Source organism: Actinomadura sp. WAC 06369, from assembly GCF_003947565.1.
GTDB lineage: Bacteria > Actinomycetota > Actinomycetes > Streptosporangiales > Streptosporangiaceae > Spirillospora > Spirillospora rifamycini.
The window spans coordinates 17,497-43,061 of the sequence record NZ_QHJN01000006.1; the positions used below are offsets into that span (position 1 = coordinate 17,497).

Genomic DNA, 25,565 nt, shown 5'->3' on the forward strand with positions numbered 1-25,565 from the left:
AGGTTAACTTACCGTACGGGCATGGACTTCACGATGGGGCCGGCCGCCGCCGCGCTCCGCGACGAGCTGCGCGGGCTGGTGGCGCGGCACGTCCCGCCCGGCTACCTCGGAGCCTTCACCGACGACCCCGCGGACCTCGAGACCGCCCAGAAGTTCTGCCGCCTGCTCGCCGAGCGCGGCCTGCTCTGCCCGGCCTGGCCCGCCGAGTACGGCGGGCGGGACGCCTCCCACTGGGAGCAGACGGTCGTCCGCGAGGAGATGTGGGCCCACCACGAACCGCGCGGCGCCCAGTACATGGGCGTCAACTGGGTCGGACCGACGATCATGCGGCACGGCACCGCGGCGCAGCGCCGCGCCCACCTGCCGCCGATCGCCCGCGGCGAGGTCGTCTGGTGCCAGGGCTTCAGCGAGCCCGACGCCGGGTCCGACCTGGCGGCGCTGCGCACCGCCGCCCGGCGCGACGGCGACGACTGGGTGATCTCCGGCCAGAAGGTCTGGACCTCCTACGCGACCATGGCGCAGTGGTGCTTCCTGCTCGCCCGCACCGCCCGCCGCGAACGGCGGCAGCAGGGGCTGACGATCTTCCTCGTACCGATGGGCGCCCCCGGCGTCGAGGTCCGCCCGATCGGCGCCCTGCTGGGCCCGCATCACCTCAACGAGGTGTTCCTCGACGAGGTGCGGGTCGGCCCCGGCGCCGTGCTCGGCGAAGCCGGCGAGGGCTGGGCGGTCGTCCAGGAGGTCCTGTCGTTCGAACGGGTCGGCATCGCCCGCTACGCGCGCTGCGAGCGGCTGCTGCAGGCCGCGCCGCGCGTCCTCGGCGACGCCTGGGACGAGCTGCCCGCCGAGCTGCGGGTGCGGTGGGCGCGGATGCTGGCGCACTGCCGCCGCGCCCGCCTGCTCGCCTACCGCGTCGTCGCCGTGCAGCACGAGGGCCGGGTCGCGCCCGCCGACGCGGCGGCCTACCGGATCGCCGTGACCCGGCTCGACCAGGACAGCGCCGACGTCCTCGCGGAGATCGCCGAGTGCACCGAACCCGCCCCGGACGGCGACCCGGGCGCGGACGCCGAGGCCGCGCGGTTCCGCCGCGCCGTCGAGGACCACCGGACGTACGCGCACGCCTCGACCGTCGCCTCCGGGAGCATCGACGTGCAGCGGATGCTGCTGGCCCGCGCACTGCTGGCGGCGCCGTGAACACCGAACCGAGCGAGGAGGCCGCCGAGTACGGGCGGCAGGCGGTCCGCGCGTTCGGGGCCGCGGGCGGCGACGCGCTCGTCCGGGACGCCGAGCGCGAACCCGCCCGCCGGGCGGACCGCGTCGCGCCGGTGCTGGACGCCCTCGGCGCGTGGGACCTCGAACCGCGCCGCGACCCCGCCGACCTCGAAGCCGCGGCGGCGCTGTGCCGCGCCGCCGGGCACTGGGCCGTCCCCTACCCGGTCGCCGAACGCCTCGCCCGCCCCGCCGACCTGGACACCGACGCGCTCGCGGTCGTCGCCGGCGCCGCCCCCAAAGCCCCCGCGGCCGGGCTCGGCCTGCGCTGGACCGCGGTGACGCTGGACGGGCGCCGCGGCGCCGCCGCCCCCCTCCCGCCGGCCGGCGGGCCCCGCGCGTCCGCGTTCGTCACCGGGCTCGACCTCCGCCCGCTCGACGCGGACGGCGCGGGCGACGTCGCGCTCGGCCTGATCCTGCCGTGCTGGACGCTCCTCGGGATGCTCGACCGCGCGGTCGGCCTCACCCGCGCGCACGTCCTCGCCCGCGAGCAGTTCGGGCGGCCGCTCGCCGAGCAGCAGGGCGTCCGGTTCCGGCTCACCGACGCCGAGGTGGAGCGGAGCGGCGTCGAAGCCCTCGCGAAGTACGCGCTGTGGAGCGTCCAGGCGGACCTGCCGGAAGCGCTGGACGACGCCCTCGCGCTGCGGCTCGCGGCGCTGGAGGCGGCCGACGCCGTGTTCCGCACCGCGCACCTGCTGCACGGCGCCGTCGGCTTCTGCGACGAGTCCCCGCTGTCGTGGCTGTCGCGCTACAGCCGCCCGATCCGGCGGCTGCCCCTCGGCCCGTCCGCGACCGCGGACCGGCTGACCCGCCGGATCGGGCGCCGGGGCCTGACCGGCCTGTTCCCGGGCGGCGACCGGTGACGGCCGCCCGCCTCGACGACGTCCGGGCGGGCGTCCGCGACTGGTGCCGGGACCACGTCCCGAAGGACTGGCGGCGCGCCCAGACCGGCGTCCCCGACGAGGAGTTCGCCGCCTTCCAGAAGGAGTGGTTCCAGGAGCTGCGGCGGGCCGGGTACGCCGTCCCGCACTGGCCCGCCGCGTGGGGCGGCGGGATGCCCGTCGCCGAGCAGGCCGTCCTCTACGAGGAACTCGCCGCCCACGACGCGCCCCGCCTCGTCCTGGCGTTCGTCGCGATCCACCACGCGGCGGCCACGCTGCTCGCGGCGGGCACCGACGCCCAGCGCCGCCGGCACCTGCCCGCGATCCTCGACGGCGAGATCTGGGCGCAGGGCTTCTCCGAGCCCGACGCCGGATCCGACCTCGCCGCGCTGCGGACGTCCGCGCGCCGGGAGGGCGACGCCTACGTCGTCAACGGGCAGAAGTGCTGGGCGAGCGGCGCCGCGCACGCCGACTGGTGCCTCCTGCTGGCCCGCACCGACCCGGACGCGCCGAAGCGGCACGGCATCTCCTACTTCCTCATGGACATGCGGACGCCCGGCATCGAGGTGCGCCCCACCCGGCAGGCCACCGGCGAGGCGCACTTCTGCGAGATCTTCCTGGACGACGTCGCCGTCCCCGCCGCGAACCGGATCGGGCCCGAGAACGGGGGCTGGCGCGTGGCGCAGCGGACCCTCGGCGCCGAACGCGGCATGACCATGCTCGAACTCGCCGAACGCCTCGCGGGCGGCTTCCGCCGGCTCGTCGGCCTGTGCGGGCGGACCGGCGCGCTCGACGACCCGCCGACCGCGGACCGGCTCGCCGCCCTGGAGACCGAGCTGGCGGGGCTGCGCGCCCTCTGCGCGAACCTGGTCGCGAGCGGCGGCCCCGGCCCGGCGGACGCCTCGATCGTGAAGCTGCTCTACAGCGAGCTGCTGCAGCGCATCACCGACCTCGGCGCCGAGGCAGCCGGGCTGACCGGCCACACCGACCTGCGCAAACCCCTGTCGAGCGGGTGGGAGTCGGGCGCCTGGCCGCTGGACTTCATCGCCTCGTGGGAGTGGACGATCCCGGGCGGCACCAGCGAGATCCAGCGCACCATCATCGGCGAGCGCGGGCTCGGCCTGCCCCGCGAACCGGGGGAGGGCCGATGACCGCCGACCTGTCCGAGTTCCACGACGAGCTGCGCGCGTCCGCGTCCGGGCTGCTCGCGAAGCGGGCGGACTGGCGCGCCGTCGCCGCCGCCGGCTGGACCGGCCTGGAGGTCCCCGCCGCGTTCGGCGGCGCGGGCGGCACGTTCGCCGAGGCCGCGGTCGTCCTGCGGGAGATCGGCCGGGCCGCCGCGCCCGGCCCGTACCCGTCGGTCGCGGCGCTCGCGATCGGGGCGCTCGGCCTGCTGCGCCCGGGCCCGGCCCGCGACGGGCTGCTCCGCGAGACCGTCGCGGGCACCGCCGTCCCCGTCGTCGCGATGGACGCCGACGGCATCGACGGCGCGGAGGCGTTCCGGGTCACGGACGGGCCGCGCGGTGGGCCGCGGCTGGACGGCTCGGCCGGGTTCGTCCTCGACGCCGCCGCCGCGGACCGCGTCCTCGTCCCGGCCCTGGACCCGGACGGCCGCGCCGTCGTCGTCGACGTCGCCGCGGCCGACCTGGGCATCGAGGACCGCCCCGTCCTCGACGCCACCCGCAGCCTCGGCCGCGTGACCGCCGACGGCGTCGCCGTCCGGCCCGGGGCGGTGCACCGCTACCGCGTCCCGGACGCGCCGCGGCGGCTGCGCGACCGCGCCGCCGTCGCCGTCGCCTGCGACAGCCTCGGGCTCGCCGAGGCGATGCTCGACGCGACCGTCGCGCACGCGGGCGCCCGGCGCCAGTTCGGCCGTCCGATCGGGTCGTTCCAGGCGGTGAAGCACGCGTGCGCCGACATGCTCGTCCGGGTGTCGGTGGCCCGCGAACTGGTGGCCGCGGCGGTCGCGGCGGACGGCGGGCCGGACGCCGCCGTCACCGCCGCCATGGCGAAGTCGTACGCCTGCGCGGCCGCGGTCGAGGTCGCGGGAAAGGCGATGCAGCTGCACGGCGGCATGGGGTACACGTGGGAGAGCGGCGTCCACGTGTACCTCAAGCGCGCGGCCCTCAACCGCTCCCTGTTCGGGACGCCCGCGCGGCACCGCGCCCGCCTGGCCGAACGCTACGCCCGCGCGTGACGCGGCGGCCGGCCCGGTGGGCGGGGCGGTGGGCGGGGCGGTCAGAGGGGGCGGTCGGCGAGGACCTTGCGCAGCTTCTCCTGCGCCCGCGCCGCCTCCCGCGCCCGGTAGGCGATCGGCATGTAGCGGAGCCGCTCGGGCAGCAGCGGCGTGCCGCGGCCGATGACCGCCGCGACGGCGCGCAGGCGGCGCTCGTCCGACGCCGACCAGGACAGGCCGAGCTTGTCGCGGGCCGCCGGCGGCAGCGTGCCGACCGTGATCAGCCGTCCGAGCCTGCCCCCGACGAGGCTCAGCGGCGCCACCATCGGCCGCAGCCGCGCCGGGACGTTCGGGGGCACCTTGTCCATGCTGCCGAGGACTTCGAGGGCGACCTTGTGCGGGACGAGCGTGTTCTCGACCATGTCGTCGAAGTAGTCCCAGTAGTCGGCGACCGTCGCCGGGAACATCCGCTCGGGCACCCGCAGGATGCGGCCGAGGTCGAGGAACTCCTCGTAGACCCGCCGCTGCTCCTCGTCGCCCATCGGTTCCGGCGCGAAGTAGCGGGACGCGGTCACCGCGGCGTAGAAGCCGGTCAGGTGCACCCACGCCCACGGCTCGGCGGACAGCGCGTGGTGCCGGTTCCCGTCCTCGTCGACCGCGCTGAGCGGCTTGTGCATCTCCCGGAGGCGGCGGCCCTCGTCGATGGCCTCCTGCCCGCCGTACACCCAGGTCTGCACCGACGCGAAGCTGCGCATGGCGCGTCCCACCGGGTCGGTGCGGAAGCTCGACAGCCGGTCCACCACGGCGCCGATCGCCGGGTGCATCGTCTGCAGGATGAAGACGCTGTTGCCCGCGACCGCGGAGCTGTACAGGCCCATCGTGTCCCACAGGATCGAGCCCGGTCCGAAGGGGACCGGTTCTCGGCCGCGCTCCGCGGCCGGGACGATCTTCCCGGTCGCCGGCTGCTCGGTCGCCGACCGCCCGGTCGTCAACTGCTCGGTCGTCATCTCCTCGTCTTCCTTCCGCGCGCAGGGGGCTACGGGATAAGTTGAACGCGAATAAGTAGTCGCTTACAAGTCGCGTTCGCTGTGAGGTGCCGCATGAGCCGCCCACCTGGACTGACGCCCCGGAGGGTCCCCCGGCAGGACCGGTCGCGCCGCACGGTCGAAAGGATCCTGGACGCCGCCACTCGCGTTCTCGCCGACCGCGGGTACGACGGCGCGTCCACCAACCGCATCGCCGCGGCCGCCGGGATCAGCAACGGATCGCTTTACCAGTACTTCCCGAACAAGGACGCCATCATGGTCGCGGTGGTCGACCGGTTCGCCGACCACCTCACCGAGCGGCTCGGCGCCCAGATCGACGCCACGATGACCGAGCCGTGGCCGGTCGCGGGCCGCGCCCTCCTGGACGTCCAGATCCGGCTCTTCGAGGAGCACGCCGACCTGCTGCGCATCATCGTCGAGCAGATCCCGCGGCTCGGCCCGTTCGACAAGCTCGCGGGGCTCCAGCGGCGGCTGACCGACCTGGTCCGCGTCCAGCTCCTGCTGAACCGGTCCGATTTCCGCGAGGACCTGGACGTCGACACGACGCTGTGGATGCTGACCGAGATCGTCGGCTCGGTCTCGGTGCGGTACGTGCTCGACCGCCCGCCCGTCCCGCACGAGCGCATGGTGGACGAGCTCGCCGACCTCGTCATCGGCTACCTGCGGGGCTGACCGCCGCCGGTGGGGCGGACTTGGCCTCCCATTTGCGGTCTTTTGGGGCTTTGGTACCGTCATGCCCACATCGGCGCCCGGAGGGGCGCCCAGACCATCGATCAGTGTCCGCGTCACCCCGGCGCGCGTGCGTGCGGGGGACGGCGGCGACGCCGAGTCCGCGTCCGCGCGGAGCCGGGGAACCAGCGCGATCGACGCCCGGACCGGCCGGTCCGCGTCGCTTCGCAGGGGTGAATCGGCGCCTCGCCACGAGGCGCCGTAGGGCGTCTTCCATGCCCGAATCCGTCAGCTAACCCGGTAGGCGGCATGGAAGGAGTAGCCGTGATAGGTCGGCACGCCATTTCAACGAAAGTCACCGCCCCGCTGGCCGGCATGGCCCTCGCGGGCATCTTCGCCGGGTCCCTCGCCCTCGCGTCGTCGGGCGGCGACGAGGACCCCGGCGGCGACCGGCGCGCCGCGGCGCTCTCGGCGCACCGCGCCGCGCCGTCGGCGGCCCCCGAGGAGCGCGAGAGCGGCCCCCCGAAGCTCCCGGCCGACTGCAAGCCGAAGGAGGCCGCCGACCTCGACCACGGCAACGGGCGCATCCCGGACGAGGAGCTGTGCCCGCTGCCGCAGGAGGACGAGTCGCTCCGGGCCGACGCCGCCGCCGCGTTCTACGAGCTGAACGCCGCCTACCACGAGCGGTTCGGCGAGGAGATGTGCGTCCGCAGCTCCTACCGGAGCTACGAGCGGCAGGCGGAGCTGTACGCGAGCATGCCCGCGGGCATGGCCGCGGCGCCCGGCAACAGCAAGCACGGGCTCGGCATCGCCGCCGACCTGTGCGGCGGCGTCGAGGAAGAGGGCACGCCGCAGTTCGAGTGGCTGGAGGACAACGCCGAGGAGTACGGCTGGATCCACCCGGCCTGGGCCTACAGCAACCCGTACGAGCCCTGGCACTGGGAGTTCGACGTCGGCCAGAACGACTGACCTCCCGGGGTGCCCCCGGGGGCGCCGAACGTCCGGGGGCGGGCGGCCCGCCCGCTCGCCCCCGAGCGCTGCGGGCGGGCGTTGCGCCCCGCCCCGCCCGGTGCAAGAATCCCATTCGTGTGAGCGAGAATCATCTTCCCGGCCGGTCGGACGACGTCGCGGACCGCATCGCCCGGCGCACCCTGGCCAAGCGGGGCGCGGCCTACGCCGGCGAGGTGCGCCGCCTCCTCGACGCCGCGCTCGAGGTCATGCGGGAGCGCGGGACGGCGTCGCGCCCGCGCGTCGCGGACATCGTGAGCGCCGCGGGGCTGTCCAACGAGGCGTTCTACCGCCACTTCCGCTCGAAGGACGCGCTGGTCGCCGCGCTGCTCGAGGACGGCACCGAACGCCTGCACGGCTACGTCGCGCACCGGATGGCCAAGGAGCCGACCCCGGAGCGGCGGGTGCGGGCCTGGGTCGGCGGCGTGTTCACCCAAGCCCGCGAGGAGATCGCCGCCACGACGCGCGCGGTCCTGTGGAACGCGGGGGCGCTGAGCGAACTGGCAGGCTCCAAACCGCCCGTCGCCAGCGGCCGCCTCGCCGAACTGCTGCCCGGCCCCTTCCGCGAACTCGGCAGCGACGACCCCCTCCTCGACGCCTCGCTCGCCGCCCACGCGACCTTCGGCCTGCTCGCGGACTACGTGTGGGGCGGCACCGAACCCACGGACGGCGACGTGGAACGCGTCACGGCGTTCTGCCTCCGCGCGATCACACCGGCGAGGACCGGAGCGGAGGACGGGGGCGCCGGCCCGCGGGCGCGGTGAGCCGCCGGGTCACCTCCCGGGCTTGCGGGCGACCCCGCACGCCCCCAGACCCTCGATCTCGTCGCCGGGCTCCCGCTCGGCGGGGTCCAGCTCGGGCCGCCAGCGGAACGGGTCGACCAGGCCGGGCTCCAGCAGCTCGAAGTCGGCGAACAGCGCGGTGATCTGGTCGCGGTCGCGCAGCGTCCCGAGGCCCATCGTCCCCTGGTACGCCGTCGCGACGTCCTGGAGGGACGGGAGCACGTGGCTGATCGTCAGGAAGCTGCCCGGCGCGAGCCGGTCGCGGAGGCGGGCCAGCAGTTCGGCGGGCGTGGGGTCGGGCAGGAAGTGGAACAGGGCCAGCGCGCTGACCGCGACCGGCTCGCCGAAGTCGAGCGTCCGGGCCGCCTCCCGCACGATGCGGTCGATGTCGGCGACGTCGGAGTCGATGTAGGCGGTCGCCCCCTCCGGACGGCTGGTCAGCAGCGCGCGGGCGTGGGCGAGCACGATCGGGTCGTTGTCGACGTACACCACGCGGGACTCGGGCGCGACGCCCTGCGCGACCTCGTGCAGGTTGGGCGACGTCGGCAGCCCGGTGCCGAGGTCGAGGAACTGGCGGACGCCGTGCTCGCGCGCGAGCAGGGCCACGGAGCGGGCCAGGAACCTGCGGTTGGCCCGCGCCAGCGGCCGCAGCTGCGGGCAGATCTGCAGCACCTGCCCGCCGAAGGCGCGGTCGGCCGCGAAATGGTCCTTGCCGCCGAGGTAGAAGTCGTACACCCGGGCCGGATGCGGCTCGTCGGTGCGCAGGTCCGCTGGGGGGTTCTCGGTCATGAAGGTCGCTTCCTAGCGGGAGCCGGTGTGATCATTTACCGGAAGGGTATCGGCGAAACGTTCCGTTGGTCCTGTCCGGACGGAACTCCTCGCGGCCGGTCGCGTACCACCGCACCGCCGCCGGCTTGGTGCGCGCCGCGCTCGTCCCGCGGGCGGTCGACGGGCTGGAGACGGCCGGCGCCCGGTGCGACCGGCAGATCCTGCGGCTCGGCCTCGCGGGGAGCGAGGCGGCCGGGGCCGAGGTGTGGGGCGACCGGGCGCGGGCGCGCGTGGGGTCCGGAGGGGCGCGGCCGGATCGCCGGGTTCCTCTACGGCAACGGCCTGTCCCTGTTCTTCTTCCTGCGGCAGCGCGGGTCGCCCGAGTCCGAGCCCGTCGGGGCGTCCCACGGCGGCACGGGCGGCGAGGGCTGACCGGCCCCGCCGTCCGGCCCGCTTTCCGTGCCGTCCGTCCGTGGCCCTTTCCGTGGTCGGCACGGAGGCGCCCGGACGCCCGCCGCGACATGCTGGTGCCACGGCGAACGACCGGCCCGCCGGGCCCCGACCCCAGGAGTGACCATGACCAGCACGTCCACCGCCGCCTTCCGCTCCCGCGCCGAGCGCCGCCGCGACACCGAGCACCGCCTGGCCCGCGACGTCGACGTCTGGGTGGCGAGCGCGTCGCCGGACGGCCTGCCGCACCTGGTGCCGCTGTCGTTCGACTGGGACGGGGAGCGGCTCACCCTCGCCACCCCGCGCGACAGCCGCACCGGCCGGAACCTGGCCGCGTCCCGCACCGTCCGGCTGGGCCTCGGGCCCACCCGCGACGTGACCGTGATCGACGGCGAGGTCGAGGTCCTCGAGATCGACGCGCTGCCGCGGGAGCGGGCCGACCGGTTCGCCGCGCGGACCGGCTTCGACCCGCGCGCGCAGTCCGCGCCGTACCGCTGGTTCCGCGTCGCGCCGCGGCGCGTCCTGGCCTGGCGCGAGGAGAACGAGCTGCGCGGCCGCGAGCTGATGCGCGACGGCCGCTGGCTCGCCTGACCGGCGCCCCCGGCGCGGCGGGGGCGACCGCCCGGGCCGCGGCCGCGCGCGAGTAGCGTGATCATCACGACCGCGACCGAAAGGGATGGGTGACGTGGAGATTTCCGGCGTCGGAGTGTGGAGTCAGCAGCTGCGGTACGGCGACCGCGGCGAGGCGGCGGAGGCCGCCGCGGAACTCGAGGAGCTCGGGTACGCCGCGCTGTGGATCCCGGACGTCGGCGGACCGCTGTTCGACGCGGTCGGCGGGCTCCTCGAGGCGACCGACCGGACGGTCGTCGCGACCGGCATCCTGAACCTGTGGATGCACGCGCCGGCGGACGCCGCCGCCGCGCACGCGTCGCTGACCGCCGCGCACGGCGACCGCTTCCTGATGGGCATCGGGGTGAGCCACGCCCCGCTGGTCGACGCGAAGGAGGCCGGCCGGTACCGCAGGCCGCTCGCCGCGATGACGTCCTTCCTCGACGGGCTCGACGCGGCGGAGCCGCCGGTGCCCGCCGCGAGCCGGGTGCTGGCCGCGCTCGGCCCCAAGATGCAGCAGACCGCGAAGGAGCGGAGCCGCGGGGTGCACCCCTACCTCGTCCCGGTGGAGCACACCCGCCGGACCCGCGAGGCGCTCGGCGACGGCCCGCTCGTCCTCCCGGAGCAGACCGCGATCCTGTGCGGGACGCGGGACGAGGCGCGGGCGATCGGGACCGGCTGGCTGCGCGGCTACCTGTCGCTGCCGAACTACGCCAACAACCTGCTGCGCTCCGGGTTCTCGTCCGAGGACGTGGAGTCGGTGAGCGACCGCCTGTTCGACGCCCTCATCGCGTGGGGCGACGAGGAGGCGATCAAGAACCGGGTGGACGAGCACCGGGCCGCCGGCGCCGACCACGTCTGCGTCCAGGTCCTCACCGCCGACCAGGACGCCTTCCCGCGCGACGCGTGGCGCCGCCTCGCCCCCGCGCTGCTCTCCGGCTGACGGACGACGGAACCGACGACGGAACCGGCGACGGAACGGACGGCGATCAGGACGACGCCTGGTCGCTGTCCTTCAGCCTGCCCCAGCCGTGCCAGCGGTCCACCCGGACCCATGCGGTGAACCGCGCGCGCGTCCGGTCGGGGTAGGGCTCGCCGGTGTAGTGGCGGGAGAGCCGGTCGATGTCCCGCAGGTCCGCGTCCTCGTGGATCTCGGTGACGTGGCCGATGAGCGTCACGTGGGTGTACCAGTCCTCGCGGTCGAGGACGGTGAGGGAGACCCGCGGGTCGCGCCGGAGGTGCCCGAGGCGCACCCTGCCCTCGTCCATGTTGACGACGGCCCGGCCGTCCTCCCACAGGTACCAGGTCGGCGTGGAGACCGGCGCGCCGTCCGAGCGCACGGTGGCGATGACGCACGGGTTGGGCCTGGCGAGCAGTGCGCCGGCCTCCCGCGGCAGCGGCGGCTTCGACATTGCGGACTCCCCGTTCTCCGGAAGCGTCGGGCTCGTGGGCACCTACCCTCGGTAGTCGCGCCGACACCTGCGGGCACCCGGCCCGCGTGACCGGCCGTTCCGGGCGCGGGTCCGCGCCCCCTTCTCTCCACCCGGCCCGCCGACCGGATATCGGCCGGGCCGAATTTCGCCCGTTCTGAGGGCTGGAATTCCCCTTCTTTCTCATCGCACGAGGTCGCTCACGCCTCGTTAACGGTCAGACATTTCCCGTTTTGCGCATTGATGTTTGTCCATAACGGACTTAGGAGACGCTGCGGCTGAAACCCCCCGTCGAGAGGTCTCCCATGAAAAGACTCCCCGCCGCCGCTGCGGCGACGGCCGCCGCCGCGGCCGTCCTCGTCGCCGCGGCACCGCCCGCCTCGGCGGCCCCGCCGCCCCCTCCGGGCGAGACCACCGCCCGCACCCACCTCGCGGAACTCACCGTCCGGGCCGAAGGCTCGATGACCGGCTACGACCGCGAGAAGTTCCCGCACTGGATCGACCAGGGCGACTCCTGCAGCACCCGCGAGGCCGTCCTCAAGCGGGACGGCGAGAACGTCGCGGTCGGCTCGGACTGCTACCCCACGAGCGGCTCCTGGTACAGCCCCTACGACGGGGCCACGTGGCGGCAGCCGTCCGACATCGACATCGACCACATGGTGGCGCTCGCCGAGGCGTGGCGCTCCGGGGCGTCGAGCTGGACGACGTCCCGCCGCCGGACGTTCGCGAACGACCTGGGCAGCTCCCAGCTCTGGGCGGTCACCGACAACGTCAACCAGTCCAAGGGCGACCAGGACCCGGCCGAGTGGACGCCGCCCCGCGCGGCCTTCCACTGCATGTACGCCCGGTCGTGGATCGACGTGAAGTGGCGGTACGGCCTCACCGTCGACGCGGCGGAGCGCGACGCCCTCGCCGGCCTGCTCGACACCTGCTGAGCGCGCCGGCGACCCGGGCCCCGGAACCCGGCCACCGGGTTCCGGGGCCCGGACCGTCACCGCGGCCGAGGGACGGCCGGCCGCCTCACCGGGTGTCGAAGAGGTTGGGGCGCCCGGCGCGGAACCGCCGGGCGTCGATCTCCTTGAGGCCGTCCAGTTCGGGCGGCCGGTGGAGCCGCCACACCGGGACGCGCGCGGCGGGGGAGTCCGCCGCGTCCAGCAGGGCGTTGACGGCGGCGCGCCCGGACTCGTTCGCGCCCTCCATCGTCGCCAGGTCGATGTTCGTGCGGACGTAGTCGCCGGCCATGAAGAGGTTCGGGATCGCGGTCCGGGACTCCGGGCGGTGCTCCCAACTGCCCACGGTGTTCACCATGAGCGGCTCGTCGTTGACGTTGCCGCCGGAGGGCGGGTGCCACGCGATCGCCGGGTCGAGGACCCAGGAGTGCAGCATGCCGTCGGGCAGGACGGACCTGCCGGTGTCCTCCAGATGGTCCTTCATCTGCGCCCAGCACTCCTCGGCGATCTGCGCCCTCGTGCACTTCTTGGCGGGCTTCCCGTACAGCATCCCCGGGGTGTCCCAGTCGGATATGTCGAGCGAGAGGCAGTCGGCGACCTCCCCGTCGCCGTAGTCGCGGGGGAAGTCGCGATCCCAGATGCGGCTCTGCAGGACGGCGGTGATCTGCCACGGCGAGTCCATGAAGTTCACCTCCTGGCCGATGCCGCCGGGCGTGCGCCGCAGGAAGAACTGGAGCCCGTTCATCCACTCGGTGCGCAGCTCGCGCAACGACGCCAGCCCCGGTGCGAGGTCGAGGACGGCCGGGGAGAGCAGCGCGCGGGCCCGGTCGACCGGCACCGCGCAGACGAACCAGTCCGCCGCGGCGCTCCGGCGGCGGCCCGCCGCGTCCACCAGCCGCACCGACCGGATGCGCCCGCCGCCGGTCTCCAGCGCCTCGACCGACTGCCCGACCGCGAACCGCACGCCCCGTCCGCGCAGGTACCGCACCCACGGGTCGATCCACGCCTCGTTGGTCGGCGCGTTCAGCATGCGGGCCAGGCCGCCGTCCGCGCCGAGGCCGAGCCCCGACAGCACGAACGCCTCGCCCATGGCGCCGACCGTCCGGGTGCTGGCGATCCGCTCCTTGACGGCCACCAGCCCGCGCGTCAGGAACCGCGCCACGATCGTCCGGTAGTCCGCGGACGCGCCCTCCGCGCGGACGTACTCCCACCACGGGACGTGCTCCCACTCGCCGAACCGCCGCTCGTCGCTGCTGGTCAGGTAGACGACGAAGCGGTTGACGAACAGGGCCAGCTCGGCCGGCGGGACGGCGGCGGCCTGCTCGACGAGGCCGGTGACGGTCTCCCGCAGCACTTCCGGATCGAGGCCGCCGGGCGCCGCCGGTTCGGGCACGGTGATGTCGGACCGGCCGCCGTTGCGGGCGATCCGCGCCGCGGTGAGCGGCAGCAGGTTGTCGTGGACGCCGTTCGCGTTGCCGGGGAACGGGATGCGCCGCATCGTGTCCGGCACGTTCCGGTAGAAGCCGGGGAAGAAGCGGAACCCGTGCTCGCCCGGCAGGTCGCGGCGGCCGTCCGCGCCGGTGCCCCGGACGGGGATGCTGCGCGACTTGCCGCCGAGGGCCTTGCGCTCGAAGACGGTGACGGCGAAGCCGCGTTCGGCCAGCTCGTGGGCGGCCGCCAGCCCGGCCATGCCGCCGCCGAGCACGGCGACCGTCCGGCCGTCCCGCCCGGCCGCCGCGCGGGCGGCCGGCGCGGGCAGCAGGACGCCCGCGCCGGCGGCGGCCGAACCGGCGAGGACGCGGCGCCGCGACACGGCGGCGGACGGCGGGGGAGCGGTTCCGGCGGGACGCCCGTGCGGCCTGCTCATGGCGATCTCCTCGGGGGTTCGGGGGCGGGCGCGTCCGGTCGGGGACACGGTCAGGACTGCGGCAGCCGGGCCTTCAGCGTGCGGATGTGCTCGATCAGGCCGAGCGATCCGGGGACGGTGCGGCCGAGCGACTCGGGCAGCGCGAGCAGCCCGAAATCGAGGATGAACGGGTCCACCACGTGGAAGCTCGTGCGGATCCCCGGCCGCGCCCCCCGCAGCCCCTGCGGCGTGGCCAGCAGCGAGGACGGGCAGGACAGCGTGGTCGTGTCCGGGTAGCTGAACAGCCCGGACGTCCGCCAGTCCGACAGCTCGATCGTCGCCATGCAGCCGTAGGTCTCGCGGGCCGTGACCCGTCCCACCACGCCCTGCCAGGTCCCGTCGCCCTTCACCACGCCGCCGAGCAGCGTCGCCGAGCCGTCCGGTTCGTGGGAGACGCCCCACTCCCATCCCGAGTAGCGCTGGTCGGCGACGTTGAAGCGGCCCCAGTTGTGGTCGTGGTAGCCGCGCCATCCGGTCACGCTGACGGGGGACGACGCCCCGGGCGGCTGGAGCCACCCGCGCACCCGGCTCGTCGCGACGGGCGACGTCCAGTACATCGTCTGGCCGTCGTAGGCGATCGGCCCGCCCGTCACCCCCGGCAGCGCGTCCTCGAACCAGATGTCCGCCTTGGCGAACAGGCCGTGCCACCGCAGGCGGTAGGCGCCTCGGCCGGGATCCCACACCAGGCTTCCCGCGCTGCTCTCCACGACGGGCCCGTCCGTCGCGGTCACCTTCGCGACCGGCTCGGGCAGCACCGTCTTCGGCCCCTCCTCCGGATACCAGAAGATCAGCGCGGCGGGGACGGGCTCGGTGAACAGCATCGCGATGAAGGTGCGGCGCGTCGCGGGGTCCATCACGTGGACGTACCACCACTCGGTCGTGGAGCCGGGGTGCGGACCGTCGTCGGACGGCTCGGCGAGCTTGCCGGGCACCTGCGTGAGGTCGGAGCGGGCGATGTCGGTGCGCGGGATCCGGGAGTCGGCGTCGGCCGGCGCGGGCCGCGCGGCGGCCGGACCGGCCGTGAGCGGGACGAGCGCGGCGGCGGCGAGCACGATCGCCGCGGCGGCGCGGCGGGCGGTGCAGCGGCGGGCGGTGGAGCGGCGGGCGGTGGAGCGGCGTACCACGTTGAGCCTCCTCGGCTGAGCCCCCCGTGACGTCCGGCCCCCTCCGGCGAGCCGTGGACCGAGTGTGATTCGGTCTCCAGAGGCTGTCAAGCAGTGTGTCGACACACTGTCCGATCCTGGCCCCGGCCGCCGGCGCCCGCCGCCGGTACCCTGCCGTCATGGCCTCCACCACCCAGCCGCGCAGGAAGGTCCGGGAGCGGCGCGAGGACGTCCGGAGCCGCGTGCTGCGGACGGCCGCGGAGATGATGGCGGACGGCACGCCCTACACCGAGCTGCCGGTGCAGCGCATCGCCGAGCGCGCGCGGGTGGCGCGGTCCACCTTCTACCTGCACTTCCCGGACAAGAGCCGGCTGCTGATCGCGCTCGCCGAGGAGGCCGTCGAGGCGCTGTTCGGCGAGGCCGTCACCTGGTGGCGGGCCGACCACGCCGACGGCGTCGACGGCGTGGCCCACGCCATGCGGCAGATGATCGCCGCCTACCGCGAGCACCGCCGGGTCCTGCGTGCCCTGGGCGAGGTCGCCGGGTACGACCCCGACGTCGCCGACTTCTGGCGCGACCGGATGGGCCGCTTCACCGAGGTCGTCCAGGCGCGCCTCGACGCCGAACTGCGCGCCGGGACCGTCGACCCGGAGCTGGACGCCCCGACCACCGCGCGGGTGCTGATCTGGACGGTGGAACGGACCATCTCGGCGCACTGCCACCACGACGAGGGCGCGGGCGACGAGCGGATCGCCCGCACGCTCGCCCGCACCATCTGGCTGACGGTCTACGGGGTCCCGCCCGCGCCGCCCGCGCCCGGCTGACGCCCGTCCGCGCCGCCCGCCCGCGCGAAGCGCCGCGCCATCGCGTGGAACGCCTCCTTCGGCTCCCAGTGCCAGTTCCCGGGCCGCTCCGGCGACTCCCAGATCGGCTTCACCAGCGAGTAGCTCGCGAGGTCGAGGTCGAAGCGGCGCTGCGGCCGGTGCGGGGAGTCCGGCGCCACGAAGTTGTAGATGGTGGCCGAGTACAGGCCCATCGACTCGAAGGCGTCGAACACGTCGCCCAGGTAGGCGGCCTGCGCCCGCTCGCTGCGCCGCACGTCCGCGGTGATCTCCGGCCGCGGCTTGTCGTAGTCGACGATGTCCCAGCCCATCCCGCCGTGCTCGGGAGCGCCCTCGAAGGTGCAGGTGCCGCACTCGGTGATCGCGACCGGCTTGCCGAACCGCCGGTACCGGCGCAGGTCGCGCACGTAGCCGGTGCGTCCCGAGTGGTACCCGTAGTAGTTGACGGAGACGAGGTCGAACAGGCCCCAGTCGACGCTCTCGTCCGCCTCGTCGCTCGCGGCCCCGTAGGTGAGCGCGCCCCGGAAGACGGACCTGCCGGTGGCCGCGGCGCGCGCGATGAACTCGCGCAGCCGCTCGGCCGTCTCCGCAGGGTCGTAGTTGCCGCTCATGATGTTCTCGATGCGCTCCAGGGCGCTCTCGCCCGGCACGATCCCCGGCACGAACAGGAGGAACTCGCAGCCCACGCTGAGGTGGACGCGCGCTCCCTGGCGCCGCATCCGCTCGGCCGCCCGTCCGGTCTCGGCGAGGTGGTCGAGGATCTCCTCGTGCGGCCGGTCCGCGAGGCGGGGCTGGAGCCAGACGTGCAGCCCACGGTCGGCGGCCTCCTCGGCGGTGGCCGTGAGCCGCCGCACGCCGTCGCCGAACACCGACACCGTGCTCGCGTGCAGGTCCCCGGCGATGACCCGCAGGTCCGCGCGCATCCGCGCGGCGTCCCACCCCGTCTCCGGCGTCTCGCCGTCCTCGACGGCGTAGCACACCCCGCGATGCCGCAGCCCGCGCCGTCCGCCGGACGGCGCCGCCTCCCCGGTCCCCGCGAGTGCGATCCCGGCCCGTCCGGCCACCGCCGCGGCCCCGAGCGCGCCCGCGCCCGCCAGGAACCGCCTCCTGCCTGCGTGTTCGTTGCTCATGGGCGACAGTCTCCGATCCGGCGGCCGGGCGGATCGTCCGCCATCCGTCTAGGGCGCGGCGACCGAAGTATGCGGGCGCGGCCCACTTTGGTGACGGTCCCCGCGCCCTTGCGTCCGCCCGGCGCGGCGTTATCGTGACGGGGGCGATCCGGGCGGAGCGGAGAAGGCGCCCGGGGCGAGCCGCCCGTGCCCGGAGGGAGCCACGTATGAACTGGCGCGAGCTGTACGGGCCGGGAGTGCCCGGCGAGATCGCCCCCGAGGCCGGCGACGTCGTCGCGCTGTTCCGGCGGCGCGCCGCCGAACGTCCGGACGCCCCGCAGCTGCACTACTTCGGGACGACCCTCGACCGCGCGGCCACCGACCGGCTCAGCGACGCCCTCGCCGCCGGGCTCGAACGGCGCGGTGTCGGCGCGGGCGACCGCGTCGCGATCGCCTTGCAGAACACGCCGGTCTGCGTCCTGGCCGTCCTCGCGGTGTGGAAGCTGCGCGCGACGGTCGTCCCGGTGAACCCCATGTACAAGCGGCGGGAGCTGGGCCACCTGCTCGCCGACTCGGGCGCCCGCGTCCTCATCGCGCATCCCGAGGCCGCCGCGACGGTCGAGGCGCTGCCCGATGCGGCCGTCCTCTACTCCGGCGCCGCCGCACTGGCGGCCGACCCCGTCGGCCCGTGGCCGGACGGCGACCGGCCCGACGACGTCCTGGCGATCCTCGACGAGGGCGGCACGCCCCGCACTTCCGCCGCTCCCGGACCGGACGAGCCCGCCCTGCTCAGCTACACGTCCGGCACCACCGGACCGGCGAAGGGCGCGGTCAACACCCACCGCAACCTCGCCTGCCAGGTCGCGGCGTGCCGCGCCTGGTTCCGGCTGGACGAGAGCGACTCGATCCTCACGACCGCGCCGCTGTTCCACATCACCGGGCTCGTCATGCACCTGGCGCTCGGCCTCGGCGCGGGCCTCCCGCTCGTGCTGACCCACCGGTTCGAGCCCGTGACGGCCGCCGCGCTGGTCGAACGCTACAAGCCGACATTCACCATCGGGTCCATCACCGCGTTCATCGCGCTCCTCGACGAGCCCGCGACCCGCGAGCACGACCTCGGCTCGCTGACCAAGGCGTTCAGCGGCGGTGCCCCGGTGCCGTCCGCGACCGTGGGCCGCTTCGAGGACGCCTTCGGCGTCTACGTCCACAACGCCTACGGGCTCACCGAGACCACGGCGGCCGCCGTCGCCGTGCCGCTCGGCGCCCGCGCGCCGGTCGACGCGGCGTCCGGGGCCCTCGCCATCGGCGTGCCCTGGCCGAGCGTCCGCGTCGAGATCCGCGGCGAGGACGGAGAACCGCTGCCGCCGGGCGAGGTCGGCGAACTCGCCATCGCGGGCCCGCAGGTCGCCGCGGGCTACTGGCGGAACCCGGAGCAGACGCGCGCGTCCTTCCCCGGCGGCACGCTCCTCACCGGCGACGTCGGCTTCATGGACGCCGCGGGCTGGGTCTACCTCGTCGACCGCAAGAAAGACATGATCGTCGCCGCGGGCTACAAGATCTGGCCGCGCGAGGTCGAGGACGTCCTGTACGAGCACCCGGCCGTGCGGGAGGCGGCCGTCGTCGGCGTCCCCGACCCCTACCGCGGCGAGACCGTCCGCGCCCACGTCAGCCTCCGGCCGGGCGCCGCCGTTACGGGCGACGAGCTGCGCGAGCACTGCCGCGCGCGGCTGGCCGTCTACAAAGCCCCCGCGCAAGTGCTCATCGAGGACGAACTGCCGAAAAGCGTCTCCGGCAAGATCCTCCGCCGCGAACTGCGCGACCCGGCCCCGGCTTCGGAACGCCGCTGAGCGGAGCGGGCCGCCGGCTCAGTCGCCCCAGAACTCGTGGTCCACGCGTTCCTCGCGGCGCCCCTTCGCCGGCCGCTCGTCCGGGAAGGCGTCCGCGAGGGCGCCCGGGCCTTCGGCCGGCGGGGGAGCGGCCGCGCCGGGCTCACCCACCGGATCGGAGCGGTCCCGGCGGGTGGCGACGACCGCGGCGAGCGCCGTGGTCAGCGGCACCGCGGCGATCAGCCCCAGCGTGCCCGCCGCGCTGCGGACGATCTCCTGCGCGATGACCGGGGTGGTGATCACCTCGCCGAGGGGCTGGCTGCCGACGCTGAACATCAGCAGCAGCGGCAGGGACGCGCCGGCGTAGGCGAGGATGATCGTGTTGATCACCGAGGCCACGTGGGCCCGCCCCACCCGCGCGCCCGCGCGGTACAGCTGCAGGAGCGAGTACGCCGGGTTGGCGTGCGCCAGCTCCCGCACCGTCGCGGCCTGCGTGACGGTGACGTCGTCCAGGATGCCCAGCGAACCGATGATCACGCTGGCCAGCAGCAGCCCCTGCGTGTTGATCCGGTAGCTGAGGTCCAGGTAGAGCGAGCTGTCGTCGGTGATGCCGGTGAGGCTGGTCAGGTCGATCGCGGCCATCGCCAGCACCCCGGTGAGGGTGAGGCTGCCCAGGGTGCCGATGACCGCGATCGACGTGGACATCGTGAACCCGTGCGTGAGGTACAGCACCGCGAGCATGATGGCCGCCGCGCACACGATCGCCGCGAGCAGCGGCGGTCGCCCGTCCAGGATCGCCGGGATCAGGAACCACAGGAGCAGCGCGAACGTGACGGCCAGGCCGACGAGCGCCGTCAGCCCGCGCCACCGGCCGAACGCGATCACCGCGAGGACGAACGCGGCGCCGACCAGCCACAGCGAGCCGGAGCGGTCGTGGTCGGACAGCTGGTAGGACGGGCCCTGGCCGCCGTCGGCGGGCAGGTGCAGCAGGATCACGTCGTCGCCCGCCGTGAACACCCGGGTGCCCGGGCCGCTGGGGAGCTCGGCGCTCACCACCCGGCCCTCCGTCGGCCCGGACGTCAGCTCGACGTGCGCGGTCCCGCACCGCCGCGGATCCGTCGGGGGCGCCTCCTCGCCCGCACCGCCCGCGTCGATGGGGGCGCCGCCGGGCGGCGCGACCTCCGGGCAGGGCTTGAGATCGACCCGCACGACCGTCCCGGGCACCTTCTCCAGCTGCACGGCCGCCGGGCCGCCCGGAGCCTCGGGGGAGGACGGCCACATCCACAGCAGGGCCGCCAGCGTCACCAGCGCCAGCGGGACGATCGCGGCCAGGACGGCGCGGACCGCGGAGCGGGACGCGGGCCGGTGGGGGTGCTCGGCCGTCCCGTGGCCGTGGTGGGCGCCCATGCTCGACGGCTCCTTCGCAGTGCGGTTCCTCCGACGCCGCGCGCGTCGCCGTCCGGAGGCACGGTGAACGCGGTCGGGCGGTGCTCGCGGACCTCGCGGGGGGCGGCGGCATCCGTGCGTGTGCCGCCGGTGCCGACCGGACGGACGTCTCCGACGTCGCGCAGGAAGCACTCTACTGTGCGCGGCCGGGGCGGGATCCGTGATCGGCGGCGGCCACCGGGCGTCCTGCGCCCGCAGGTCCGGCGAAGCGCGCGACGAAGCGGGCGAGGGCGTCCAGCGCCGCCGCCGACTCGGGCCGGTCGGGGGCGAGGCGCCGCCGCCCGCCTCTGGACCGAGAGCGAGAAGCTGCTCGCCGGACTCGGCCGCTGAAGCCCGGTCCGTCCCGCCCGCGGCGCGGCCCTCGGGCCCTCAGTCCCGCGGCTTGCGGCGCCAGGGGAAGGCGCGGCGCCGGGAACGCCCGCGCCCGGCAGGTGCGGGGCCCGGCGCCGCGGGGGCCTCCGTCGCGGGAGCCTCCGCCGCCGGGGCGCGCGCGTCCCGCCACCGCTCCACGACGGCGTCCGGATCGACCCGCCGGACCACGACCGGCACCTCGGACGGCCGCCGCAGCGACTCGGCGATCCGCCGGTTCAGATCCCCCACCAGCTCCCGGACCTCCCGCTCGGAGCGGAGTCCGCGGACGGTGCCGGGCAGCCGGTCGACCTCCTTCCGCAGCCGCAGCGGCTCGGGAAGCAAGGCCTCGGTGTCCAGCCCTTCGCGGCGGGCCTTGTCCACCGCCCACCGCTCCACGCTGAAGGGCCGGTCGAGACCGGTGAGCGGCTTGCCCGCGCCGGGCAGGTCGTCGAAGGCGCCGCGCTCCCGCGCCTGGCGGATCTGCCGGTCGATCCAGGTCTCGAAGCCCATGCCGACGGGCTTGCGCTCGGTCATGCGGGCCCCACCTCCCCGGACTCGGGCCGCTCCCCAGGCTAGGCGACCCCGCCGCCGGCGGACCCGGGCGCGGACGGCCGGAATCAGCGCGGCGCGACGGTGCGGGCGCGCAGCGCGGCCAGCCGCGCCTCCCCGAGCGCCGCCATGGCCTCGGCGAGCAGCGTCATCTGCGCGGTGAGGTCGCGGTCCGGTTCGGCCTGCAGCGCCACGAACGCTCCGTCGAACCCGGCGATGCCGAAGTACTCCAGCTCGTCCGCGACGGCCCGGGCGGCCTCCTCGCCCTCCTCGGCGAAGGACGCCGCGATCATCGCGTTCATGTGCGCGCGGCCGTCCCGCCGCACCCGCTCGACGATGGCGTCCACCTCGGCCTCCGCGGCCTCGGCGCTCATCACCAGGAGCAGGTGCAGGCGCAGGAAGTCCGGACGCGCCATGAACGCCTCGCCGGTGCGCACGAGGTACCAGGTCAGCCGTTCGCGCGGCGTGCCCCCCTCGGGACCGCCCGCCTGCGCCCGCCGCATCGCCGCGAAGAACTCGTAGGCGCCGCGCGCCATGACCGCCGAGAGCAGCCCGGCCTTCGAGTGGAAGTGGTGGTACACCGCGCTCTTCGGGAGGCCGGTCTCGCGGCTCAGCACCGACAGCGACGTGGCGGCGTACCCGCGCTCCGCCATGATCCTGGAGGCGACGTCCAGGATCTCCTCCCGGGACCTGCGGCCGCGCCGGTTGCCGCTCTTCTCGCCGTCCACGGGTGAAGCATAGATCCCCGGCGTCCGGGCACCGGCCCCCGTTCTGCACAGCGGAATCTCATGGACGCCTCGCAGGTCAGCGTGTGACGATGGCCACGATCGTACCGAACGATCGGTCCAAAACTTGTGAGAAGCCACCCGGAGCCCGCATGCCCCAGCACTTCGACGCCGACGTCGCGATCGTCGGCTACGGCCCCACCGGCGTGACCGCCGCGCTCACGCTGGCGCGGCACGGCGTCTCGGTCCTCGCGTTCGAGCGGGACGAGGCCATCTACCCCCGGGCACGCGCCGTCACCGTCAACGACTGGACGATGCGCATCTTCCAGAGCCTCGGCATCGACCGGCGGATCGCCGCGGTCATCGAACCGCAGCGGGCGCTGCGCTGGACGACCTACGACGGCACCGAGATCATGCGGGTCGAGCACCCGCCGTCGACGCTGGGCGCCGGAACCCGCTTCTACAACATCTACCAGCCGACCATGGAGGCCGAGCTCCGCGCCTGCGCCGCGGAGTACGGCGGCCTGGTCGACGTCCGCTACGGCGCCGAGGCGGTCGGCCTGGAGCAGGACGCCGACGGGGTCACGGTGACGGCGGCCGACGCCGCGACGGGGGAGCGGCGCGCCTTCCGCGCCCGCTACGCGATCGGCGCCGACGGCGGCGGCAGCGCCGTCCGCGGCATGATCGGCGCCCGGCTGCTCGGCGACACGCTCGACGTCCGGTGGATCGTCATCGACTGCCGCGTCAAGCGCTGGTGGCCCGACCGCGACGTCCTCACCTTCTGGTCCGACCGGCGGCGCCCGGTCGTCGACATCGCGCTCTCCGCCGGCAACCACCGCTGGGAGATCCCGCTCGGACCGGACGAGACCGAGGCCGACTTCGCGACCGAGGCCGACGTGTGGCCGCTGCTCGAGGCGATGGGCGTCACCACCGACGACGTCGCGATCCACCAGTGGGCCTTCTACCGCCACCACACCCGGATGGCCGAGACGTGGCGGTCCGGCCGGGTCTTCCTCGCCGGCGACGCCGCCCACCTCATGCCGCCGTGGGCCGGGGCGGGCATGCAGACCGGCATGCGGGACGCCCACGACCTCGGCTGGAAAATGGCCCGCGTCCTCAGCGGCGGCCTGGACGGGAGCTGGCTGGACACCTACGAGGCCGAGCGGCGCCCGAACGCCGCGTTCTTCACCGACCTCGCCGTCCGGCTCGGCCGCGTCATCAAGCAGGAGGCGACACCGGCGGAGATCGAGGAGCTGAACCGGGTCCCGGAGAACACGGTCACCCCCTTCGAGCCGCCGCTGATCGCCCCGCCGGTCCTCGCGGCCGGCCGGCTCCGCGGCCCCGTCGGGGACGCCTCCGCCGTCGGCCGCATGATCCCGCAGCCCGTCGCGGGCGACGCCACCGGCCGGATGGCGCGGCTCGACGACCTGCTCGGCGACGGGTTCGTCCTGCTCGGCGCGGACACCGACCCCGCCGGACTGCTCGCGCCCGAAGAGAAGGCGGGATGGGACGCGCTCGGCGCCCGCTACGTCGCCGTCCGCCCCAGGACGGCCTACACCCGGAGCGCCGACGACCTCGTCGACCTCGACGACGTCCTGCTGCCGTGGCTGGCCCGGTACCGCGCCCGCGCCGTCGCCGTGCGCCCCGACCGCTTCGTGGCCGCCGCCGACCCGTCCGGCCTCGCCGTCCCGGCCTGACCGACACCGAGAACGAGGAGCACGACCCCATGACCGGAATCAAGGAACTGGCGTACGTCGTCTACGAGGCGAGCGACCTGGACGACTGGGAACACTTCGCCGTCGACCTGCTCGGCATGCAGCTCGCCGGCAGGAGCGCCGACGCGCTCGAGCTCCGCACCGACGCGAAGGCGTACCGCTGGTCCGTGCGGCGCGGCCCCGCCGACGACCTCGCGGCCAGCGGCTACGAGGTGGAGGACGGCGCCGCCCTCGACGCGATCGTCCGCCGGCTGACGGCCGCCGGCGTCGCCGTCGCCGAGGGCGGCCCCGACCTCGCCGCGTCCCGCCGCGTCGACCGCGTCGCCGTGACCGCGGACCCGATGGGCAACCGGATCGAGCTGGTCACCGGCTTCGCCGACGCCGACACCCCGTTCCGCTCTGACGTCCTGCTCGGCGGGTTCGTCACCGGCGCGGGCGGCGCGGGCCACCAGGTCCTGCTCGCCCGGGGGACCGCCCGCGAGACCTACCTGGAGTTCTACGAGGGCCTGCTCGGCTTCCGCGTGTCCGACCGCATCGTCGAGGAGCTCGCGCCGGGCGCCGTCGCCGACCTGACCTTCCTGCGCTGCAACCCGCGCCACCACTCCGTCGCGTTCGGGGACATGCCGCACCCGAAGCGGACCCACCACTTCATGCTCGAGGTCGCCGACATCCGCGACGTCGGCACGGCCTACGACCGCTGCATGGACGCCGGGCGCCCCTTCGAGATGACCCTCGGCATGCACCCCAACGACCGCATGTTCAGCTTCTACGTGCGGACGCCCTCCGGCTTCAGCGTCGAGTACGGCTGGGGCGGCCTGCTCGTCGACGAAGCCACCTGGGAGGTCGCAACGCTCGACCGGCTGCACAGCTGGGGGCACCGCTCCCCGGAGACCGTCGCCGACCTGCTCGCCCGCGCATCCGGAAAGGACCTGCACTGATGGCGCCGACCCAAGAAGACACCGCCCGCACCGTCCGGACGAAGGAGTGGACGCTCCGCTACTACGAGGCGGGCGCCGGACACCCCCTCGTCCTCCTGCACGGAAGCGGACCGGGCGCCACCGGCTGGAGCAACTTCTCCGCCAACATCGAGGCGCTGGCCCGGCACTTCCACGTGTACGCCGTGGACATGCCCGGCTGGGGCGACTCCGATCCGGCGACGGTCGACCGCCTCGACCACGTCGACGCGGCGATCCAGTTCCTGGACGCCCTGGGCATCGGGAAGGCCGCGTTCGTCGGGAACTCGATGGGCGGGCAGACCGCGCTGCGGCTCGCCACCGAGCACCCCGGCCGGATCACGCACCTCGTCACCATGGGCCCGCCCGTCGGCCGGGCGCCCGGCCTCTTCGCCCCCGGCGGCGGCCCGTCCGAGGGCCTGAAGGTCCTCATCGAGACCTACCGGGACCCGAGCCCGGAGAACATGCGCAGGCTCGTCGAGATCATGTGCTTCGACACGGCCCGGTTCGCCACCCCGGAACTGTGCCGGGCCCGTTCGGCCGCGGCCCTCGCCCGTCCCGAACACCTGCGCAACTACGTCGACGGGCTGCCCGCGGGCGCGCCGCTCCCCATTTGGGCCAAGCCCGAACTGCTCCCCGGCATCGCGGTCCCCACGCTTCTCATCCACGGCCGCGACGACCGGGTCGTCCCCTTCGAGAACTCGCTCCATCTGCTCGCCAACATCCCCGACAGCAGGCTCGTGCTGCTCAACCGGTGCGGGCACTGGGCGATGATCGAGCACGCCGACGAGTTCAACCGGCTCGTCACCGACTTCGTCCGCAACACCCCCGGACACCGGGACTGACGTCCGCGCGCGCGGCCGCCGCCCGACCCGCGGGCGGCGGCCCAACGAAGGCGAGCCGGTACGGCTGTACGGCGGAGAGGAGTCGGCGGCGTACCGCGTCGACGACCTCGTCGTCCGCGTCGGCGGCGCCACGGTCGTCCGGAGGCCGTCCGGCTCGTCC

General features: G+C 75.0%; 24 protein-coding genes and 1 riboswitch. Of the genes, 15 read left to right on the forward strand and 9 right to left on the reverse strand.

Translation table 11 applies throughout. The features are described 5' to 3' along the window. Positions 1–21: 21 nt before the first annotated feature. The 4 genes from DMH08_RS02480 to DMH08_RS02495 are packed head-to-tail and all read left to right on the forward strand — an operon-like array spanning position 22 to position 4,344. Positions 22–1,191 (forward strand): acyl-CoA dehydrogenase family protein, encoded by a 1,170-nt coding sequence (locus tag DMH08_RS02480; RefSeq protein ID WP_233617361.1) that lies wholly within the window; start codon positions 22–24, stop codon positions 1,189–1,191. Then, positions 1,188–2,129: an acyl-CoA dehydrogenase family protein gene (locus DMH08_RS02485; protein WP_125611393.1), complete on the forward strand. Its 942-nt coding sequence runs from the start codon at positions 1,188–1,190 to the stop codon at positions 2,127–2,129. The genes DMH08_RS02480 and DMH08_RS02485 overlap by 4 nt, the downstream gene beginning before the upstream one ends. Then, positions 2,126–3,298: an acyl-CoA dehydrogenase family protein gene (locus tag DMH08_RS02490; RefSeq protein ID WP_125611395.1), complete on the forward strand. Its 1,173-nt coding sequence runs from the start codon at positions 2,126–2,128 to the stop codon at positions 3,296–3,298. The genes DMH08_RS02485 and DMH08_RS02490 overlap by 4 nt, the downstream gene beginning before the upstream one ends. Then, a complete protein-coding gene (locus DMH08_RS02495; RefSeq protein ID WP_125611397.1) occupies positions 3,295–4,344 on the forward strand; it encodes an acyl-CoA dehydrogenase family protein in 1,050 nt (349 codons plus the stop codon). The genes DMH08_RS02490 and DMH08_RS02495 overlap by 4 nt, the downstream gene beginning before the upstream one ends. Positions 4,345–4,385: 41 nt before the next feature. Here DMH08_RS02495 and DMH08_RS02500 read toward each other — a convergent pair whose 3' ends face one another. Next, positions 4,386–5,330, reverse strand: coding sequence for an oxygenase MpaB family protein (locus tag DMH08_RS02500; protein ID WP_125611399.1), 945 nt, complete (start codon positions 5,328–5,330; stop codon positions 4,386–4,388). A 93-nt stretch (positions 5,331–5,423) separates the two neighbouring features. Here DMH08_RS02500 and DMH08_RS02505 point away from each other — a divergent pair, with 93 nt between their 5' ends. From DMH08_RS02505 to DMH08_RS02515, 3 genes are all read left to right on the forward strand, one after another. Beyond that, the gene (locus tag DMH08_RS02505; protein WP_125611401.1) at positions 5,424–6,041 is read left to right on the forward strand and encodes a TetR/AcrR family transcriptional regulator; all 618 of its coding nucleotides are present in this window, start codon (positions 5,424–5,426) and stop codon (positions 6,039–6,041) included. A gap of 140 nt (positions 6,042–6,181) precedes the next feature. Beyond that, positions 6,182–6,359: riboswitch (cyclic di-AMP (ydaO/yuaA leader) on the forward strand. Positions 6,360–6,362: 3 nt separating this feature from the next. Beyond that, positions 6,363–7,007: a M15 family metallopeptidase gene (locus DMH08_RS02510; RefSeq protein ID WP_233617362.1), complete on the forward strand. Its 645-nt coding sequence runs from the start codon at positions 6,363–6,365 to the stop codon at positions 7,005–7,007. Between the two features lie 119 nt (positions 7,008–7,126). Then, positions 7,127–7,810: a TetR/AcrR family transcriptional regulator gene (locus tag DMH08_RS02515; protein ID WP_125611405.1), complete on the forward strand. Its 684-nt coding sequence runs from the start codon at positions 7,127–7,129 to the stop codon at positions 7,808–7,810. A gap of 9 nt (positions 7,811–7,819) precedes the next feature. Here DMH08_RS02515 and DMH08_RS02520 read toward each other — a convergent pair whose 3' ends face one another. Next, positions 7,820–8,617 (reverse strand): SAM-dependent methyltransferase, encoded by a 798-nt coding sequence (locus DMH08_RS02520; RefSeq protein ID WP_125611407.1) that lies wholly within the window; start codon positions 8,615–8,617, stop codon positions 7,820–7,822. 555 nt (positions 8,618–9,172) lie between these two features. Between DMH08_RS02520 and DMH08_RS02525 the strand changes: the two genes are divergently transcribed. Then, positions 9,173–9,637: a pyridoxamine 5'-phosphate oxidase family protein gene (locus tag DMH08_RS02525; RefSeq protein WP_125611409.1), complete on the forward strand. Its 465-nt coding sequence runs from the start codon at positions 9,173–9,175 to the stop codon at positions 9,635–9,637. A gap of 94 nt (positions 9,638–9,731) precedes the next feature. Beyond that, a complete protein-coding gene (locus DMH08_RS02530) occupies positions 9,732–10,598 on the forward strand; it encodes a TIGR03620 family F420-dependent LLM class oxidoreductase (protein ID WP_026402038.1) in 867 nt (288 codons plus the stop codon). Between the two features lie 46 nt (positions 10,599–10,644). Here DMH08_RS02530 and DMH08_RS02535 read toward each other — a convergent pair whose 3' ends face one another. Continuing rightward, entirely contained in the window at positions 10,645–11,067 is a 423-nt protein-coding gene (locus DMH08_RS02535; RefSeq protein WP_026402039.1) for a PPOX class F420-dependent oxidoreductase, read from the reverse strand. A gap of 323 nt (positions 11,068–11,390) precedes the next feature. On the opposite strand from DMH08_RS02535, the gene DMH08_RS02540 reads away from it, so the two are divergent. After that, positions 11,391–12,020: an HNH endonuclease family protein gene (locus DMH08_RS02540; protein WP_026402040.1), complete on the forward strand. Its 630-nt coding sequence runs from the start codon at positions 11,391–11,393 to the stop codon at positions 12,018–12,020. Between the two features lie 85 nt (positions 12,021–12,105). Here the strand turns inward: DMH08_RS02540 and DMH08_RS02545 are convergent, their stop codons facing one another. Both DMH08_RS02545 and DMH08_RS02550 read right to left on the reverse strand, forming a co-directional pair. Continuing rightward, complete coding sequence (locus DMH08_RS02545; RefSeq protein ID WP_125611411.1) at positions 12,106–13,902, reverse strand: hydroxysqualene dehydroxylase; 1,797 nt, start codon at positions 13,900–13,902, stop codon at positions 12,106–12,108. Positions 13,903–13,952: 50 nt separating this feature from the next. After that, positions 13,953–15,065, reverse strand: a complete 1,113-nt coding sequence (locus DMH08_RS02550; RefSeq protein WP_125611413.1) for a hypothetical protein — start codon at positions 15,063–15,065, stop codon at positions 13,953–13,955. Between the two features lie 158 nt (positions 15,066–15,223). Here DMH08_RS02550 and DMH08_RS02555 point away from each other — a divergent pair, with 158 nt between their 5' ends. Continuing rightward, positions 15,224–15,868 carry a TetR/AcrR family transcriptional regulator gene (locus DMH08_RS02555; protein WP_026402043.1) on the forward strand — a complete coding sequence of 215 codons (645 nt, stop codon included), beginning with the start codon at positions 15,224–15,226 and terminating at the stop codon, positions 15,866–15,868. Here DMH08_RS02555 and DMH08_RS02560 read toward each other — a convergent pair. Then, positions 15,832–17,016 (reverse strand): abortive phage infection protein, encoded by a 1,185-nt coding sequence (locus DMH08_RS02560; protein ID WP_125611415.1) that lies wholly within the window; start codon positions 17,014–17,016, stop codon positions 15,832–15,834. The two genes, DMH08_RS02555 and DMH08_RS02560, sit on opposite strands and share 37 nt — an antisense overlap. 206 nt (positions 17,017–17,222) lie before the next feature. On the opposite strand from DMH08_RS02560, the gene DMH08_RS02565 reads away from it, so the two are divergent. Beyond that, positions 17,223–18,842, forward strand: a complete 1,620-nt coding sequence (locus tag DMH08_RS02565) for a class I adenylate-forming enzyme family protein (protein WP_125611417.1) — start codon at positions 17,223–17,225, stop codon at positions 18,840–18,842. An 18-nt stretch (positions 18,843–18,860) separates the two neighbouring features. Here DMH08_RS02565 and DMH08_RS02570 read toward each other — a convergent pair whose 3' ends face one another. The 3 genes from DMH08_RS02570 to DMH08_RS02580 all read right to left on the reverse strand — a co-directional run bounded on the left by DMH08_RS02570 (position 18,861) and on the right by DMH08_RS02580 (position 21,895). After that, positions 18,861–20,228, reverse strand: a complete 1,368-nt coding sequence (locus tag DMH08_RS02570; protein WP_064743584.1) for a YibE/F family protein — start codon at positions 20,226–20,228, stop codon at positions 18,861–18,863. Positions 20,229–20,636: 408 nt separating this feature from the next. After that, a complete protein-coding gene (locus DMH08_RS02575) occupies positions 20,637–21,152 on the reverse strand; it encodes a J-domain-containing protein (RefSeq protein ID WP_125611419.1) in 516 nt (171 codons plus the stop codon). 83 nt (positions 21,153–21,235) lie between these two features. Then, positions 21,236–21,895 (reverse strand): TetR/AcrR family transcriptional regulator, encoded by a 660-nt coding sequence (locus tag DMH08_RS02580; protein WP_199747582.1) that lies wholly within the window; start codon positions 21,893–21,895, stop codon positions 21,236–21,238. Positions 21,896–22,044: 149 nt separating this feature from the next. On the opposite strand from DMH08_RS02580, the gene DMH08_RS02585 reads away from it, so the two are divergent. The 3 genes from DMH08_RS02585 to DMH08_RS02595 are packed head-to-tail and all read left to right on the forward strand — an operon-like array spanning position 22,045 to position 25,405. Continuing rightward, positions 22,045–23,589, forward strand: a complete 1,545-nt coding sequence (locus tag DMH08_RS02585; protein WP_125611421.1) for a bifunctional 3-(3-hydroxy-phenyl)propionate/3-hydroxycinnamic acid hydroxylase — start codon at positions 22,045–22,047, stop codon at positions 23,587–23,589. Between the two features lie 29 nt (positions 23,590–23,618). Continuing rightward, positions 23,619–24,545 carry a VOC family protein gene (locus DMH08_RS02590; RefSeq protein ID WP_125611423.1) on the forward strand — a complete coding sequence of 309 codons (927 nt, stop codon included), beginning with the start codon at positions 23,619–23,621 and terminating at the stop codon, positions 24,543–24,545. Further along, positions 24,545–25,405 (forward strand): alpha/beta fold hydrolase, encoded by an 861-nt coding sequence (locus DMH08_RS02595; RefSeq protein ID WP_125611425.1) that lies wholly within the window; start codon positions 24,545–24,547, stop codon positions 25,403–25,405. The genes DMH08_RS02590 and DMH08_RS02595 overlap by 1 nt, the downstream gene beginning before the upstream one ends. The last annotated feature ends 160 nt before the right edge of the window (positions 25,406–25,565 follow it).

Coding starts and splice junctions, on each gene's coding strand:
- DMH08_RS02500 (WP_125611399.1), bottom strand. CDS start 5,330: ATGACGACCGAGCAGTTGACGACCGGGCGGTCGGCGACCGAGCAGCCG.
- DMH08_RS02545 (WP_125611411.1), bottom strand. CDS start 13,902: ATGAGCAGGCCGCACGGGCGTCCCGCCGGAACCGCTCCCCCGCCGTCC.
- DMH08_RS02560 (WP_125611415.1), bottom strand. CDS start 17,016: ATGAGCAACGAACACGCAGGCAGGAGGCGGTTCCTGGCGGGCGCGGGC.
- DMH08_RS02525 (WP_125611409.1), top strand. CDS start 9,173: ATGACCAGCACGTCCACCGCCGCCTTCCGCTCCCGCGCCGAGCGCCGC.
- DMH08_RS02535 (WP_026402039.1), bottom strand. CDS start 11,067: ATGTCGAAGCCGCCGCTGCCGCGGGAGGCCGGCGCACTGCTCGCCAGG.
- DMH08_RS02570 (WP_064743584.1), bottom strand. CDS start 20,228: ATGGGCGCCCACCACGGCCACGGGACGGCCGAGCACCCCCACCGGCCC.
- DMH08_RS02480 (WP_233617361.1), top strand. CDS start 22: ATGGACTTCACGATGGGGCCGGCCGCCGCCGCGCTCCGCGACGAGCTG.
- DMH08_RS02595 (WP_125611425.1), top strand. CDS start 24,545: ATGGCGCCGACCCAAGAAGACACCGCCCGCACCGTCCGGACGAAGGAG.
- DMH08_RS02495 (WP_125611397.1), top strand. CDS start 3,295: ATGACCGCCGACCTGTCCGAGTTCCACGACGAGCTGCGCGCGTCCGCG.
- DMH08_RS02555 (WP_026402043.1), top strand. CDS start 15,224: ATGGCCTCCACCACCCAGCCGCGCAGGAAGGTCCGGGAGCGGCGCGAG.
- DMH08_RS02520 (WP_125611407.1), bottom strand. CDS start 8,617: ATGACCGAGAACCCCCCAGCGGACCTGCGCACCGACGAGCCGCATCCG.
- DMH08_RS02575 (WP_125611419.1), bottom strand. CDS start 21,152: ATGACCGAGCGCAAGCCCGTCGGCATGGGCTTCGAGACCTGGATCGAC.
- DMH08_RS02590 (WP_125611423.1), top strand. CDS start 23,619: ATGACCGGAATCAAGGAACTGGCGTACGTCGTCTACGAGGCGAGCGAC.
- DMH08_RS02565 (WP_125611417.1), top strand. CDS start 17,223: ATGAACTGGCGCGAGCTGTACGGGCCGGGAGTGCCCGGCGAGATCGCC.
- DMH08_RS02585 (WP_125611421.1), top strand. CDS start 22,045: ATGCCCCAGCACTTCGACGCCGACGTCGCGATCGTCGGCTACGGCCCC.
- DMH08_RS02540 (WP_026402040.1), top strand. CDS start 11,391: ATGAAAAGACTCCCCGCCGCCGCTGCGGCGACGGCCGCCGCCGCGGCC.
- DMH08_RS02505 (WP_125611401.1), top strand. CDS start 5,424: ATGAGCCGCCCACCTGGACTGACGCCCCGGAGGGTCCCCCGGCAGGAC.